Source organism: Erysipelothrix rhusiopathiae (assembly GCF_900637845.1).
Taxonomy (GTDB): Bacteria; Bacillota_I; Bacilli_A; order Erysipelotrichales; family Erysipelotrichaceae; genus Erysipelothrix; species Erysipelothrix rhusiopathiae.
This window is the reverse complement of the sequence record NZ_LR134439.1, coordinates 32,753-47,293: the sequence shown is the minus strand read 5'-3', so window position 1 is coordinate 47,293 and position 14,541 is coordinate 32,753. Positions and strand designations below refer to the sequence as shown.

At 37.1% G+C, this 14,541-nt stretch carries 17 protein-coding genes and 1 other RNA gene; 11 read left to right on the top strand and 7 right to left on the bottom strand.

What is annotated here, in order from left to right; translation table 11 throughout:
• Positions 1 to 11 precede the first annotated feature (11 nt).
• Together pyrF and pyrE are read left to right on the top strand one after the other, a co-directional pair.
• Complete coding sequence (gene pyrF / locus EL194_RS00220) at positions 12 to 701, top strand: orotidine-5'-phosphate decarboxylase (protein WP_003774107.1); 690 nt, start codon at positions 12 to 14, stop codon at positions 699 to 701.
• Positions 698 to 1,324, top strand: a complete 627-nt coding sequence (gene pyrE / locus EL194_RS00215; RefSeq protein ID WP_016357510.1) for an orotate phosphoribosyltransferase — start codon at positions 698 to 700, stop codon at positions 1,322 to 1,324. The genes pyrF and pyrE overlap by 4 nt, the downstream gene beginning before the upstream one ends.
• 34 nt (positions 1,325 to 1,358) lie before the next feature.
• On the opposite strand, the gene EL194_RS00210 is transcribed toward pyrE, so the two are convergent.
• Together EL194_RS00210 and EL194_RS00205 are read right to left on the bottom strand one after the other, a co-directional pair.
• Positions 1,359 to 1,832: a hypothetical protein gene (locus EL194_RS00210; RefSeq protein WP_003774102.1), complete on the bottom strand. Its 474-nt coding sequence runs from the start codon at positions 1,830 to 1,832 to the stop codon at positions 1,359 to 1,361.
• Between the two features lie 98 nt (positions 1,833 to 1,930).
• Positions 1,931 to 2,593, bottom strand: coding sequence for a metal-dependent hydrolase (locus EL194_RS00205; protein ID WP_003774100.1), 663 nt, complete (start codon positions 2,591 to 2,593; stop codon positions 1,931 to 1,933).
• A 147-nt stretch (positions 2,594 to 2,740) separates the two neighbouring features.
• Between EL194_RS00205 and EL194_RS00200 the strand changes: the two genes are divergently transcribed.
• The 6 genes from EL194_RS00200 to EL194_RS00175 all read left to right on the top strand — a co-directional run bounded on the left by EL194_RS00200 (position 2,741) and on the right by EL194_RS00175 (position 7,945).
• Entirely contained in the window at positions 2,741 to 3,394 is a 654-nt protein-coding gene (locus tag EL194_RS00200) for a metal-dependent transcriptional regulator (protein WP_003774098.1), read from the top strand.
• A 1-nt stretch (position 3,395) separates the two neighbouring features.
• Positions 3,396 to 4,310 carry a metal ABC transporter solute-binding protein, Zn/Mn family gene (locus EL194_RS00195; protein ID WP_003774097.1) on the top strand — a complete coding sequence of 305 codons (915 nt, stop codon included), beginning with the start codon at positions 3,396 to 3,398 and terminating at the stop codon, positions 4,308 to 4,310.
• 19 nt (positions 4,311 to 4,329) lie between these two features.
• Positions 4,330 to 5,070 (top strand): metal ABC transporter ATP-binding protein, encoded by a 741-nt coding sequence (locus EL194_RS00190; protein ID WP_003774095.1) that lies wholly within the window; start codon positions 4,330 to 4,332, stop codon positions 5,068 to 5,070.
• The gene (locus EL194_RS00185) at positions 5,067 to 6,200 is read left to right on the top strand and encodes a metal ABC transporter permease (protein ID WP_003774093.1); all 1,134 of its coding nucleotides are present in this window, start codon (positions 5,067 to 5,069) and stop codon (positions 6,198 to 6,200) included. Before EL194_RS00190 ends, EL194_RS00185 begins: the two co-directional genes overlap by 4 nt.
• Entirely contained in the window at positions 6,197 to 7,318 is a 1,122-nt protein-coding gene (locus EL194_RS00180) for a metal ABC transporter permease (RefSeq protein ID WP_003774092.1), read from the top strand. Before EL194_RS00185 ends, EL194_RS00180 begins: the two co-directional genes overlap by 4 nt.
• 72 nt (positions 7,319 to 7,390) lie before the next feature.
• Complete coding sequence (locus tag EL194_RS00175) at positions 7,391 to 7,945, top strand: phosphatase PAP2 family protein (RefSeq protein ID WP_013852408.1); 555 nt, start codon at positions 7,391 to 7,393, stop codon at positions 7,943 to 7,945.
• A gap of 2 nt (positions 7,946 to 7,947) precedes the next feature.
• Here the strand turns inward: EL194_RS00175 and EL194_RS00170 are convergent, their stop codons facing one another.
• Together EL194_RS00170 and EL194_RS00165 are read right to left on the bottom strand one after the other, a co-directional pair.
• On the bottom strand, positions 7,948 to 8,916 hold the full coding sequence (locus EL194_RS00170) for a serine hydrolase domain-containing protein (RefSeq protein WP_003774087.1): 969 nt from the start codon (positions 8,914 to 8,916) through the stop codon (positions 7,948 to 7,950).
• Positions 8,916 to 9,533 (bottom strand): HAD family hydrolase, encoded by a 618-nt coding sequence (locus EL194_RS00165; RefSeq protein WP_003774086.1) that lies wholly within the window; start codon positions 9,531 to 9,533, stop codon positions 8,916 to 8,918. Before EL194_RS00165 ends, EL194_RS00170 begins: the two co-directional genes overlap by 1 nt.
• Before the next feature lie 211 nt (positions 9,534 to 9,744).
• On the opposite strand from EL194_RS00165, the gene EL194_RS00160 reads away from it, so the two are divergent.
• A complete protein-coding gene (locus tag EL194_RS00160) occupies positions 9,745 to 10,794 on the top strand; it encodes a G5 domain-containing protein (RefSeq protein WP_034886631.1) in 1,050 nt (349 codons plus the stop codon).
• Between the two features lie 47 nt (positions 10,795 to 10,841).
• On the opposite strand, the gene EL194_RS00155 is transcribed toward EL194_RS00160, so the two are convergent.
• From EL194_RS00155 to ssrA, 3 genes are all read right to left on the bottom strand, one after another.
• Positions 10,842 to 11,468, bottom strand: coding sequence for a hypothetical protein (locus EL194_RS00155; protein WP_034886629.1), 627 nt, complete (start codon positions 11,466 to 11,468; stop codon positions 10,842 to 10,844).
• A 10-nt stretch (positions 11,469 to 11,478) separates the two neighbouring features.
• Positions 11,479 to 11,874, bottom strand: a complete 396-nt coding sequence (locus EL194_RS00150; protein WP_003774083.1) for a hypothetical protein — start codon at positions 11,872 to 11,874, stop codon at positions 11,479 to 11,481.
• Positions 11,875 to 11,997: 123 nt separating this feature from the next.
• Positions 11,998 to 12,345: a transfer-messenger RNA gene (gene ssrA, locus EL194_RS00145) on the bottom strand.
• A gap of 116 nt (positions 12,346 to 12,461) precedes the next feature.
• Here ssrA and proB point away from each other — a divergent pair.
• On the top strand, positions 12,462 to 13,292 hold the full coding sequence (gene proB / locus EL194_RS00140; RefSeq protein WP_013852411.1) for a glutamate 5-kinase: 831 nt from the start codon (positions 12,462 to 12,464) through the stop codon (positions 13,290 to 13,292).
• An 8-nt stretch (positions 13,293 to 13,300) separates the two neighbouring features.
• Positions 13,301 to 14,533, top strand: coding sequence for a glutamate-5-semialdehyde dehydrogenase (locus tag EL194_RS00135; RefSeq protein WP_003774081.1), 1,233 nt, complete (start codon positions 13,301 to 13,303; stop codon positions 14,531 to 14,533).
• The last annotated feature ends 8 nt before the right edge of the window (positions 14,534 to 14,541 follow it).

Here is a 14,541-nt window from a genome sequence, read left to right as displayed (position 1 = left end):
AGGAGAACGGAATGGAAAATGTTATTATTGCACTAGATTTTGAAGGAACGGAAGAAGCGTTGTCTTTCTTAGACTTATTCGAAGGACAACAACTTTTTGTGAAAGTAGGAATGGAGCTATATTATCAAAGTGGACCCTCAATTATTCATGAAATCAAAAAGAGAGGACATAAAATCTTCCTTGATCTTAAACTTCATGATATTCCAAATACTGTTGAGCGTACGATGCGTCGTTTAAAAACAATGGGTGTTGATATGACAAATGTTCATGCAGCTGGGGGACTTGAAATGATGGAAGCGGCTCGAAATGGTTTTGGTGAATCTGGAATACTTATTGCAGTTACACAATTAACCTCTACATCTGAATTTCAGATGCAACAAGAACAGTTAGTACACGCCTCATTAAATGATTCTGTATTACATTACGCAGAATTAACACGTAATGCAGGACTTGATGGGGTTGTATGCTCTCCTTTAGAATCAAAATGCATCCAAGACACACTTGGAAGTAATTTTCTAACGGTTACACCAGGAATAAGACCGAATGCTTCAGAAAAAGGTGATCAAAAGCGCGTTACAACACCTGCACAAGCTAAAGCAAATGGTTCAAGTTATATTGTTGTAGGAAGACCGATTACTCAAGCTGAAGATCCTGTTTTAGCTTATGAACAAATAGTATCTGAATGGAAGGTGGCATCATGAATACATCTAAACAAATTGCGCAATACTTACTCGAGGTAGAGGCAGTAACATTAAGTCCCGATCATCTCTTTACATGGGCAAGTGGGATTAAAAGCCCAATCTATTGTGATAATCGGATTACGATGAGTTATCCACAGGTTCGAAAATTTATCGCAGAGTCTTTTGCGAATGAAATTAAAACATTATATCCAGAAGTTGACTATATTGTTGGAACAGCAACTGCAGGAATACCACAAGCATGTTGGGTTTCGGATTTACTGGATAAGCCCATGGCTTATGTTCGACCTAAACCTAAAGATCATGGTAAAGGAAAACAGATTGAAGGCATGATTCCACGGGGATCTAAAGTGATTGTTATTGAAGACTTGATTTCAACTGGGGGAAGTTGTATTAAAGTTTGTGATGCACTTGAAGCCGAAGGCATCGAAGTTCTTTGTGTTTATGCAGTCTTTACTTATGAGCTTAAAAAAGCTCTTGTGGCTTTCAATGAAGCAAATATTACACTCCATACCTTATCGAATTACTCAACTTTGATTCAGGTTGCACGGGAAATGGAAGCGATAACGGATGATAACCTTGAGTTATTACAATCTTGGGCAATAGATCCATCATCATTTAAATAAAAAAAACTTAGTATATTCTCTATACTAAGTTTTTTTATTTCATATTTTTAAACAATTCAAGTCGAGCTCTGTTATCCAATGAATCATCAGCAATCCCTTTTAGAGGATTATCAGTATTAAAGATTGCGATCGACTTATGAGATTCTACCCAAGTAAGTTCTGGATATGTAACCAAAAAGAGATCATCGAGCGGTGTTGAGTCTAAATAATCTGTGAGGACCCGTTTGGCGAGATAGCCTCCCTCAAATAGATTAAACTCAACAACCCACATATCATACTTATTATCTTTAAGTCGCTCAATGATGCCATCCCCTAATGTCATCGCTTCTTCGTATTTGATATAAAAGTTTTTTTGCTCTTCAATACGATTAACGTCTAAATTATCAACGGGAACCGTAAAGCGATCAAGAACGACATTAAATCCTTTTAGAATATAGAGGTAATGACTGCGGTGCTCGCAACTCATTTGATGATTATTAATAACACGATTAATTCTTTCCTGTAACATAATTATCACTCCTTTAATTTAATTATACTCCACTCTGTTTACTAAACAATACTGAATGGACGAAAACATTCTATATACAAGAAATCAATGCTTAGATGTCAGTTTACATGGTAAAGTTCGCCTATTTTAGGAATGATAACTTTTTTGGGTAAACATTTTTCTTTAAATAATTCGGGATCGGCTTCGATAAGGGGAAATGTATTATAGTGCATAGGTATATAGTAGCGGGAAGATATAAAGTGAGTAGCATGTGCTGCATCATCAATACCCATTGTAAAGTGATCACCGATGGGTAAACACGCGACATCAACTGGGCCGATAAGTTCCATATCACTAAAAAGTGCAGTATCTCCGGCATGATAGAAACGTGTATGACGATCATCGATTACAAATCCAGCTGCAACACCCATTTCCTTTCCTTTATACGAAGAAGAATGGAGAGCAGGTGTCATTTTTATGGATGCAAAGGGAAGGTGGTACGTACCGCCAAGATTCATACCAATGGTTGAGAGACCTTCTTTCTCTAAATAGTTTGCAAGTTCTACAATACAAATTATCGGTGCATTGTTTTGTTTAGCGATTAATGCTGCATCGCCAACATGATCTTCATGTGCGTGAGTTATAAGGATAGCATCGACGGATATTTTTGAAATTTCGGTGGAGCTTAATGAATTTTCTGTAATAAAGGGATCAATAATTAAGCGCTTGTTCTCGCTACAAATAATTTCAAAACACGAGTGACCGTGCCAAATAAATTTCATAAGAAAACCTCCTTTACTTTAGTGTAACACGGGATTGCGTGTAAGCGATGTGAAAGAAAAGGAGTGAATAAAGGCTTGCACAACAATGGTATTAGGTGTATACTACTAATGAATTAGGTTAGCCTAATTATTAGAAAGAGGTATGCAATGACACCGAATCGTGAAGATTATATAAAAACAATTTACTCATGTAATGAAAAAAATGAAAAGCTAACCAATAAGGAACTTGCTGAACGATTAGGCGTTTCTCCTGCTTCAACAAGTGAGATGGTTCGTAAACTCATTGAATCAGATCATGTAGTTAAAGATAAAGAATTGGGATTATCTTTAACTGAAAAAGGGACGTTGGAAGCGAAAACCTTAGTTCGTAAGCACCGCCTTTGGGAAGTATTTCTAGTAGAGCATCTTGGTTATTCCTGGACTGAGGTTCATGAAGATGCGGAAGTTCTTGAACATGGTACTTCAGAACTCCTTGCAAATCGATTGAATGAATTCTTAGGATTTCCAGAACACTGTCCTCACGGAAGTCGTATTTATGGTAATACGACTGCAGATATTAATCAGTCTGTGCCATTGAGTTCACTTAAAAAAGGCCAACGTGGTGTGTTATCAAAAGTTAGGGATCATGAAGAGCTCTTAAATTATTTAGAACATGTGAAATTGAATTTAGGTGCAACGTTTGAAGTTGTGGAAGTTGATCCATATGAGGGACCCCACCATATCTTGATCGACAATCGACATGTTCCGGTTAGTCATAAAGCATCACAAGAAATCTACGTAATATTAGATAGCGAGGAATAGTATGAAAAAAATATTAGCAGTTTTACTTGTTTCACTCTTGGTATTAACAGGGTGTAAATCAGCACCGAACAATCCATCAACGGAAAATGATGGGAAAATAAATGTTGTTGCGACAACTACAATGATCAAAGATCTTGTGGAAATTATTGGTGGCGATAAAGTATCTGTAAATGGAATGATGGTAGCAGGGGTTGACCCTCACTTGTATAAAGCCAAACCAAGTGATGTGAAAGCAATTCAAGAAGCAGACGTCGTCGCATTTAACGGAGTTCATCTTGAAGCCAAATTGGATGATGTACTCTCAGGTCTTGAAGGTTCAGGAAAAAACATTATCAAATTAGAAGATGCACTGGAACCAAGTGATATCATCAATGATGATGAGCAAGGTGGGCATGATCCACATATCTGGTTTGATGTAAATCTATGGAAAAAAAGTGCACAACATGTAGCAGATAAATTATCAGAATTTGACGCAGAAAATAAAGACTATTATCAACAAAATGCAGCACAATATGTATCAGAGTTAGTAGATATGGATACATATATTAAAAACCGCATCGCTGAGATTCCTGAACAGCAACGTGTGTTAGTAACAGCTCATGATGCATTCGCATACTTCGGTCGTTACTTTGGCGTTCATGTGGAAGCAATTCAAGGAATTTCAACACAATCTGAAGCTGGTATTGCAGACATTAATAAAGTTTCAGACTTGATTGTTGATCGAAAAATTAAAGCAATTTATACAGAATCAAGCGTACCTAAGAAAACAATTGAATCCTTACAAGCAGCAGTAAAAGATCGTGGCTTTGATGTTTCAATTGGTGGAGAAATCTATTCGGACTCCTTAAAAGAAGATGCGAGCTATATCGAAACGTATAAAATTAACGTTGATACAATTGTAGACAACTTAAAATAAAAGAAAAGGGAGTGTGAATATGGCAGAGAAGGAATATGCAATCGAAGTAGAAGATTTGACGGTTACTTATGACGTTAAACCTGTTTTGTGGGATTGTGACGTGAAATTTGAAAAAGGTAAATTGACCGCAATTGTTGGGCCAAATGGTGCCGGTAAATCGACCATGATTAAGGCGATTATGGGTCTTTTAAAACCTATTTCAGGGAAAATAACCATTAACGGACAGCATCAAAAAGATGAGTATAAGAATATCGCTTATGTACCTCAAAGCGGAAGTGTTGACTGGGATTTTCCAGCAACCGTGGAAGACATCGTTTTGATGGGGCGTTATGGCCACATTGGTTGGATTAAACGTCCACGTAAAGAAGACCGTGAGATTGCTAATGAGATGCTCGAACGTGTTGGGATGAGTGCATATCGAGATCGACAAATCAGTCAACTCTCTGGTGGTCAACAACAACGTGTTTTCCTTGCTCGTGCATTAACACAACAAGCTGAAATTTATATTTTAGATGAACCTCTAAAAGGAGTCGATGTTAAGACAGAAGAAATCTTAATGACACTTCTTAAAGAACTTGCTGCATCAGGTAAAACAGTTATTGTTGTGCATCACGACCTTACAAGTATTGAAGGATATTTTGATAACATTGCGCTAGTTAACGTAAAACTTGTTGCGTGGGGTCCAGTTCAAAATACCTTCACACAAGAAAACCTAAAACTTACCTACCATACAGATGTAGGAGGTATTGTAAAATCATGATAAATGCAATTATAGATTTGTTTAGTAATTATACATTTCAAATCGTTGCACTTGGATCGATTGCGTTAGGAATTCTTACTGGAGTTACTGGAACATTTGCAGTACTTCGAAAACAAAGTTTACTTGGAGACAGTATCGCTCACTCTGCATTAGCGGGGATTACGGTGGCATTTATTATGACCGGTACTAAAAACACAGAAATACTGCTTCTAGGTGCACTTATTGCAGGTCTTCTTGCAACGTTTATTATTAACTCAATCTCAAATAACACTCGAATCAACTTCGAGAGTGCAATGGCACTTGTTATGTCGGTATTCTTTGGAGTAGGATTTATTCTTCTTACTCACATTCAAAAAATGCCTGATTCACAACAAGCAGGGTTGGAACGCTTTCTATTTGGTCAAGCAGCCACGATCTTACAAAGAGATGTTTACTTTGTAATTGGTGTAACACTTGTCGTAGTTGTGCTCATGATTCTGTTGTGGAAAGAAATTAAAGTATTCTCATTTGATCCTATTTATGCACACTCAATTGGGTTATCAACACAATTTCTCAATATTGTATTATCAGGATTTATTGTTGCAGCGATTATTATGGGAATTCAAATGGTGGGTGTAGTCCTCATGTCTGCACTTATCATTGCTCCTGCTGTTGCTGCGCGTCAATGGACACACTCTTTGACGGGAATGACAATTCTTGCTGCAGTATTTGGTGCAATTTCAGGTCTTGGTGGAACAATCGTAAGTTCTCTCATAAATAAATTTCCTACAGGACCTGCAATTGTCGTAATCGCAAGCAGTATTGTTATTATCAGTCTTCTTTTTGCTCCTGGACGCGGAATTATCAACAAAGGGATGCGACAACATGATGCAAAACAAGCATTTGAAGCTGATATGGCGATTATTAACTTATTGACACATCAGTTGTTAGATATTGATGCACATTTTACAAAAGAGCAACTACAAGAAGCATGTATCATTGATCATCATCGCGAAGGAAAATCATTTGATCGTCTCTTCAATAACCTCAAGAAACGTCATATGGTTGAACGTGTGGATGACTCAATGTACTTCAAACTAACACGTGTTGCGAAATTAGAATACGAACAAAATCGAGGTGATCAGTTATGACAATATCAATTCCAGTACAAATTATGATGATTGCGGTTGTCGTAGCATTATCTTGTTCATTACTTGGAGTATTCTTAGTACTTAAAAAAATGGCGATGATGAGTGATGCAATTACGCATACAATTCTGTTAGGGATTGTAATTGGATTCTTTATCACACATGATTTCAATTCACCTTTACTAATCTTAGGTGCTTCCATTACGGGAGTTCTAACGGTTTACTTAATTGAGATGTTACAGGGTACACGGCTTCTTTCGGAAGAGTCATCTATTGGTGTCGTATTCCCTTTGCTCTTTAGTATCGCGATTATCTTAATTACCCGTTATGCGGGTTCGGTTCATTTAGATACGGATGCCGTACTCTTGGGTGAAATCGCATTTGCGCCATTTGATACGATGCTTGTGTTAGGTATGGAATTACCAAAGAGCTTAGTAACCATGTCTGTTATTTTGGTTATCGACTTAATCTTTGTAGTAATTTTCTTTAAAGAACTTAAACTTACAAGTTTTGATCCACTTCTCGCAGCGACACTTGGTTTTGCGCCAGTGTTCTTGCATTATGCATTAATGACGTTAATTTCTGTAACGGCTGTCGGTGCATTTAATGCGGTTGGATCTGTTCTTGTAATCGCATTTATGATTGGGCCACCAATCACAGCATTCTTATTGACACATGACTTAGTTAAATTAATTCTAATCAGTTCCGGATTTGCAGTTTTCAATGCAATTTCTGGATATCAATTTGCGAGTTACTTTGATGTTTCTATCGCAGGAAGTATGGCACTGATGACAGGAATATCATTTGGTATCGTATTTCTCTTCTCACCACGAGAGGGTTTAATTTCAAATAAAATTCGCCGTCACCAACAAAAAAGCGAGTTTGCTGAACTTACAGTCTTATTCCATCTGTTTAATCACGAAGAAAGTGATGTTGAAGCAGAAGAAGCAGGCGTATGGAGTATTTACGAACACCTCAACTGGTCTCAAACAAAGATACAAAAAATTATTGAAAGTTTAGAAATGAAAAAGTATGTCACAATTGATCGAGATATAATTAAACTAACGAATTTAGGCCGTGAAGTAAGTATCAATCATGCTGAAACAATCTTTGACCGCTAGCAATAGCGGTTTTTTTATATCAGAATCCCCAATTCGTGGGAAGTATTTGTTATGATGAATAGGGTGATAAATATGGAACTATCAATTTTAAATTGGATACAGACTTTGAGAACACCGATGTTAGATCGCTTTTTCGCGCTCTTTACATCACTTGGAGATCATGGAGAGATTTGGTTTATAATTCTATTAATTCTATTTGTAATGAAAAAAACACGCAAGGTCGCAATACTAGGGCTCATTGCGATTTCGGTAGAGGTTGTATTAATTAGTGGCATTATTAAACCAATTGTCATGCGACCACGACCATTCTACGCAAATCCTGTGGACTTAATCATCTCGGTCCCAAGGGGATCTTCTTTTCCTTCAGGACATGCAGCCAGCTCTTTCGCAGTCGCGATGATTTTGTATTTCAATAATATTAAGTACAAACCAATTTATATATCATTAGCGATATTAATGGCATTCTCGAGACTCTATGCATACGTTCATTACCCATCCGATGTCTTGGTTGGGACACTGTTGGGAATTTTTATCGCATATGAAGTTACAAAATATCAGGATGTTCTTTTTATAATTATGAATTCAATCCTTGTAAGAATTGGTATAAAAAAAGAAATAGCACCTTAAGGCTATTTCTTTTTTTTATGAAGAAACGATTGAATCAGAGCTTCACGCTGTTTGAGATAGCCGTGATCTTCACGACTTGGATGAACGCGATGCGCAAGCAAAATCATTGCGCGATCGTTATGAAATATAACCATAGGACCGGTAAAACCCGTATGATAACACGCATTCATGTCATGATGAACATAACGGTTCCATCCATACGAACGTAATTCAATATCAGTTTCTCGTATTAGTTGATGGTACTCTGATGTTAAAAGTCGAGAATCTGAAGTAAGCATTGCTTCCATAAACCGTTTCAAATCGTGCAAAGTGGAAAAGATACCGGCATTACCAGCAATACCACCACAGTTTCGCGCAGTCTCATCGTGGACAATACCTTGGATTAAGCCGTATTTCTTTGTTTTTTCTGTAGGAACACACAAGAGCATATTTTTAGGATTAAACATCGAATTCGTCATGTTTAAGGGTTTAAAAATCGAATTATGGAGGCTTTGTTCTAAATTGGTGTCGACAGCCTCGATAAGGTATCCCAGGATTAAATAATTAATACATGAGTAGACCATTATTTGATTTGGTGTATTTATAAAATCGACACAATTCATGACACTATTATAGATTTGTTGGCGATCCATTTCTGCGCGTCCAGTAACACTTGGTGCCATACCAGATCGATGAAGCAGACATTGTGCGATTGTGATATTGGGTTGTTTAAAGGCTTTGATATATTTTTGAATGGGTGCATCTAAAGAAAGTACACCTTGATCACAAAGCTGGAGGATTCGTGTTGTTGTGAATAATTTGGTGATTGAAGCAATATCGAATTGATGTGTTGCTTCAAGTGTTGGTCCTCCAAATGTTGTGTGCCCATAAATTGTCTCAGTCCATGTTCCATTTTCATAGATGGCAAGAGCAAGGCCACTTACGTGTCCAGCATCAACCATCTTGTGTGCTTGCTCTATAATTGAATTCATTACAATACCGCTTTTAGGATGTCGGACGGTGTTTTTAGTATCCAGTCAATATCATCCATTCCTTCCATTGAAATATTTCCCCAACTTGCAAGCCCAAAAGCCATTCCAGCGGCTTTAGCTGCTTGGTAGTCAAAGATACTGTCTCCAATATATAAAGCACGTTTTGGATCGATATCAAGCATTTCTGCACATACAAGCAGCGGCTCAGGATGTGGTTTATGATGCTTAGTGTCTCCAGATAACACAACAGCCTTAAAATACTCATCCATTCCATTTTCTACAACATCAATGTCATATTGCAAGCGTCGTTTTGATGAAGCGACACCTTGTTTTACTTTGTCATCAAGTTCTCGAATTACAGATTCAATTCCTTCAAATAACGTTGCGGGATGGGGGTATTCATTGACATATTGAACCCATCGGGGATAAACATCCGTAGAGATTCCTAATGCATTTAAAACACCGTGTCCGTCATAACACGTTAAGTGCATCAGCTCATCATATGTCATCTCTATTCCAAGTTCCTCTTCAACAATTTTCATTAATGGGTAAAGGTTCATATCAAATGTGTTTACGACCGTCCCATCAAGATCGTAGATAACTGCATCATAGTTCATACGTTTCCTCACTTTTAATTCTATTATACATGATTTAGGATACGGGTTCTTGGACAAATAATGAACGATTTGAAATCAAAAAGTAAGAAAATGTATCGGAAACGTGATTTTTGTTCATCAAAAGCGAAACAATATGAAAAATTAGAGAAAGGAGTGGGATGAATTCCCATTATTTGTAACGTATAATAAACTAGGAATGGAGACGATACTTATGAAAAAACGAATTACCTTATTATTATGTATTGTATTGTTAACAGGTTGTGGCGCAAAGACAGAACCCGAAGAAGTGCTTGAGTCTAAAACACTTACAACAAAAGATGTGGAACTTCTAAAAAAACATGGCTTGGATGTTACTGAGAGTAATGAAGTTAAGGTTGATAAAGATGGTAATATGATCTTTACTGTTGATGAAAAGGAAGTTAAAGTTCCATTTACTTTACTCGATGATAAAGAAGCAGATAAAAAATTAACTGAAACATTGAAGGAACAGAAAGAGGTATCTAAAAAAGATACTGATCCGAAAAAAAATTCAAAAAAAGACACCAAAAAGGATTCGAAAAAAGAATCAAAAACAGAGGCTTCTAAAGAAACTAAAAAAGAAGAGAAAAAAGAAGTTGAGAAGAAACAAGATAAAGCTTCTGAGAAGAAAGAACCAACGGTGACTTATCGTGAAGCGAAAGACTATGAGTCCATCGCATTTTCAGAAGAATACCGCGAGGATGCATCGATGAATAAAGGCGAAAGTTATGTTCAACGTGATGGAGAAAACGGTAAGAAAGAAATCGTCTATAGCGTAAAAGTTGTGGATGGTGTTGATACGGAGTGGACCGTGAAAAGTTCTTCAGTTATCAAAAACCCAGTTAATAAGATTATTGTGAATGGAACTTATGAAGCGAGAGGATCAATCAGTGATGGTTATGCGACAGAGGTTTATAACCTTATTAACGCGAACCGTCGTGCTAAAGGATTAAGTAATCTAACATGGTCAAACAGTCTTTATAATTCAGCACAAATAAGAGCTAAAGAGATTTCAGTTCTATTTGAACACACCCGTCCTAATGGGCAATCAGTCCTCGCGATGGCTAATGATATCAACGGTGAGAATATTGTATATGGTCGCATTGACATGGATTTCTTAGTTAACCTATGGATGAATTCTCCAGGACATTATGGTAATATCATGAATGACTTTAAATATACTGCGACAGCAGTTTATATTGAAGACGGTTATGCATACGCAGTACAATTATTTGGATATTAGTAAAAAAGCGTACTTCTCAATTTGAGAAATACGCTTTTATTTTTGATTTAAGCTAAACGGCCTGTTGCTTCAAGATAAATGTTTGTAAAGTAGTTTACGGAAATAGGCGATATTAGAATACTGAAAGCATATTCTAGGATGTTTCCTTGAGCTGTTCCAGGACCAAACATCGAATCCAAGAGTGTTCTTAATATAAATTGAACAGAGACAATGGCAAGAGAAAAACCAAAAATGCGTAAACGGTAACCTTTGCTTATCTCAAAGCATTTCTCGAAAAGATTATTATCTTCTGGGAAATCCACAATCACAAAGCTTAAAATTGAGAAGGCAAGAGCAATCAAAATACCTGGAACAACTAATAATATAAGTCCAAGTGTAATTGCAAGCCCAGAAAGTAGGTAAAACTTTAGAGCGCGTCCCCAGTCAACATAGGAAGCGACTTGTTTTACGAGGTCCCAATTCAGTTCCGCATCTTCAAGACGACTGAAGAAAACAACCATCTCGACAAGACCTTGCAGTAACATCGATACAATCCCAATAATAATCATGAGAATTGCTGAGATTAATGGATCAACTCCAAAATCGAGGAATCCAAGTGCAAATGGAATTAAGAGGACGACAATTGATAGGATAATGATTTGTAAATAATTATGAAGTAGACTTTTCTTTGTCATAAGTTCTCCTTTATTTTTGTGTTTCAATATGGTTCATAAGTATCGTAGCGTCGTTTTGATCGATACGATAAACTTTTCGATCAACCACAAGCTTATCTTCAAAGACTGAGAGTTTCATGTGTTTCTCGTCCTTAAATGTGAGTTCCATATTATAGGTTACGGCAGGTTGTGATAGCTGACGTGTTGTACCTTTTAGTTCAATCGATTTTAAGAGTGTGATACTATCGAGAATACGATTTGTATCTTGAGTCGTGATTTCAATTTCTTTGTAGTTGTATAATATTGAATCAATCTGTGTTGGATCAATAGATTGGAGTTTTCCTTTGGATAAGTAATTGGGAAGACCCATCAGGACTAAAACACCGATACAAACAATAAAAACAATGATTCTTGAGTTTTTTTTCATGTTTCCCCCTTTATCTCAATTATAACGGATTTTAATAGTAAAATGTTGCGGTATCATATTTTGAACATTGGGATATGTGGAGGTAAAATAAAAAACCACTAATGGGTGGTTTGAAATTTAATATGGTGGAGATGGCGAGAGTCGAACTCGCGTCCAAGAAGTGTTCCACATTCGAATGTCTACAGTTTAGTCTGTTTCTAAATAATCAAAGTTCAAGCTCCAGACAAACCTTCCTTTGATGTGCTCTAAAATTTTCGTGGCATACACCGAGCAGTGCTGGCCCTTATTCTTTGTGAGTGAGTTGATATCGATTGCCCAAAGACCAAACGCCCGATATCAGGCTGCAGCGTTAAACGCTAATTAAGCAGCGAATTGTAAACTGTTGTTTCCAGTTAATTTTTTTTAGCTATTAGGTAGCAACTCCACTGCAATTCGAATCAAACGAAATCCTGTCGAAACCATGACATCCCCAGGACCACCATTATAACAATATTTCCGCAAAACTACAATAATTAGACGTTATCGAAGCTCTTTTTAAAAAATATCAGATGGTGTATTATAGATGGAGAAATAGAGGGACAGAAATCATGAATAGAGAAGTTTTGAGAGATAAAAAACGTATTGTTGTGAAAGTAGGGTCATCATCCCTTACGCATAAAGAATCAGGAGATTTAAATTTTCGTAAACTCGAGCAACTCGTCCGCGTTTTGGCTGATTTAAAAAGCCAAGGTAAAGAAGTTGTGCTTGTGTCTTCTGGAGCACAAGCTGTTGGTCGAAAGGCTTTAAATCTATCTCAAATCCCCGATAAAATGGCTAAAAAGCAGGCATTAGCGGCGATTGGTCAAGCTAAATTAATGATGACGTACCAACGGTTATTTGCGGAGTATAATCAAATTGTTGCGCAAGTATTGCTTACAAAGCATACAATGTTTAAAGAAGAAAGTCGTAATAACGCGAAGAATACTTTCCATGAACTGTTAGAAATGGGTGTTATTCCGATTGTGAATGAAAATGATACCGTTGCGACGCATGAGATTGAGTTTGGGGATAATGACCATCTCAGTGCGTTTGTACTTGCGATGATTGATGCGGATTTACTCATTATTCTTTCGGATATTGATGGGTTTTACACGGATGATCCATCACAAAATGAAGATGCACGACTCATCGAATATGTGGAGAAAATTGATGAGCGTCATCTAAAGATGGGAAAAGAAACAAGTTCGTCTGCAGTTGGTACGGGTGGTATGAGTGCCAAGATTGATGCAGGTCGCATTGTAACCAGTTCGGGAGCAGATATGGTTTTGGCGAACGGGAAAGACGTGAATATTCTTCATCAAATTCTTGATGGGGAAGTAGTTGGAACTTATTTTAAAGCAAATAAATCAGAATCGTTTGATTTAGAAGCTTATTTATAGGAGGAACGATGAAAGACATTGGAATAAAGGCAAAAGAAGCTTCACGCTCGCTTGCACTTTTGACACAAGAACAGAAAAATCAAGCCCTTAAACGTATTGGTGACGATTTATTAGAACAAGCTAATGAAATTATCGAAGCGAATCAATTGGATTTGGAAGCGGCAGATCAAAATGGAATTACGGGTGCATTGCGTGATCGCTTAATTTTAAATCAAGCACGCATAGAAGCAATGGTACAAGGTCTAAATGAACTTACGTTGTTAAAGGATCCAGTTGGTGAAGTTTTAGAGGTTTTAGAACCTGAAAATGGATTGTACATTGAAAAAGTATCCGTACCACTGGGTGTTATTGGGATTATTTATGAATCAAGACCCAATGTAACGGTCGATGCTTTTGGTTTATGTTTTAAAAGTGGCAATGCGGTTGTATTAAAAGGTGGAAAAGAAGCGATACATACCAATATAGAACTTGAACGAATTGTTCGTAACAGCTTGACGGATTTAAATATAAATCCCAACTGTGTCCAAGTTATTAAAGATACACGACGTGAAGTAACGACCCAACTTATGAAACTTAATGAATATATCGATGTATTGATTCCACGAGGGAGTGCGAGCTTGATTCGTGCCGTTGTGGAAAACAGTACCATACCCGTTATTGAGACGGGGGCAGGGAATTGTCATATTTATGTGGACTATGATGCGGATATATCGATGGCTTTAGATATTATTGAAAACGCGAAATGCCAAAGATTGGGTGTGTGCAATACGATGGAGTCTTTAGTTGTTCATAAAGATATTGCACCTACATTTTTACCGTTATTAGTGAATAAGCTTCCTCATGTTGTTTATCATGGGGATTTGGTTGCGTGTGAAATAGTGGATACAATGGTACTTGCAAATGACGTTGATTTTAGGAAAGAGTATTTGGATTTAGAAATGTCGGTTAAGGTTGTGGATTCTTTAGAAGAAGCGATTGCGCATATTAATTTCTATAATACTAAGCATTCCGAAGCAATCATTACAAATAATGAGAAAACGGCTCAACGCTTTACGCAAGAGGTTGATGCTTCGACGGTGTATGTGAATGCATCAACACGCTTTACAGACGGCTCACAGTTTGGTTTTGGGGCTGAGATAGGTATTAGTACTCAAAAGTTGCATGCGCGTGGTCCTATGGGCTTAAAACAGCTTACATCGTATAAATATATCGTAAAAGGAAAGGGTCAGACACGTGTCTGACCCTTTTA

Coding starts and splice junctions, on each gene's coding strand:
- EL194_RS00205 (WP_003774100.1), bottom strand. CDS start 2,593: ATGAAATTTATTTGGCACGGTCACTCGTGTTTTGAAATTATTTGTAGC.
- EL194_RS00165 (WP_003774086.1), bottom strand. CDS start 9,533: ATGAACTATGATGCAGTTATCTACGATCTTGATGGGACGGTCGTAAAC.
- EL194_RS00150 (WP_003774083.1), bottom strand. CDS start 11,874: ATGAAAAAAAACTCAAGAATCATTGTTTTTATTGTTTGTATCGGTGTT.
- EL194_RS00195 (WP_003774097.1), top strand. CDS start 3,396: ATGAAAAAAATATTAGCAGTTTTACTTGTTTCACTCTTGGTATTAACA.
- EL194_RS00160 (WP_034886631.1), top strand. CDS start 9,745: ATGAAAAAACGAATTACCTTATTATTATGTATTGTATTGTTAACAGGT.
- proB (WP_013852411.1), top strand. CDS start 12,462: ATGAATAGAGAAGTTTTGAGAGATAAAAAACGTATTGTTGTGAAAGTA.
- EL194_RS00210 (WP_003774102.1), bottom strand. CDS start 1,832: ATGTTACAGGAAAGAATTAATCGTGTTATTAATAATCATCAAATGAGT.
- EL194_RS00185 (WP_003774093.1), top strand. CDS start 5,067: ATGATAAATGCAATTATAGATTTGTTTAGTAATTATACATTTCAAATC.
- EL194_RS00135 (WP_003774081.1), top strand. CDS start 13,301: ATGAAAGACATTGGAATAAAGGCAAAAGAAGCTTCACGCTCGCTTGCA.
- EL194_RS00180 (WP_003774092.1), top strand. CDS start 6,197: ATGACAATATCAATTCCAGTACAAATTATGATGATTGCGGTTGTCGTA.
- EL194_RS00200 (WP_003774098.1), top strand. CDS start 2,741: ATGACACCGAATCGTGAAGATTATATAAAAACAATTTACTCATGTAAT.
- EL194_RS00190 (WP_003774095.1), top strand. CDS start 4,330: ATGGCAGAGAAGGAATATGCAATCGAAGTAGAAGATTTGACGGTTACT.
- pyrE (WP_016357510.1), top strand. CDS start 698: ATGAATACATCTAAACAAATTGCGCAATACTTACTCGAGGTAGAGGCA.
- EL194_RS00155 (WP_034886629.1), bottom strand. CDS start 11,468: ATGACAAAGAAAAGTCTACTTCATAATTATTTACAAATCATTATCCTA.
- EL194_RS00175 (WP_013852408.1), top strand. CDS start 7,391: ATGGAACTATCAATTTTAAATTGGATACAGACTTTGAGAACACCGATG.
- EL194_RS00170 (WP_003774087.1), bottom strand. CDS start 8,916: ATGAATTCAATTATAGAGCAAGCACACAAGATGGTTGATGCTGGACAC.
- pyrF (WP_003774107.1), top strand. CDS start 12: ATGGAAAATGTTATTATTGCACTAGATTTTGAAGGAACGGAAGAAGCG.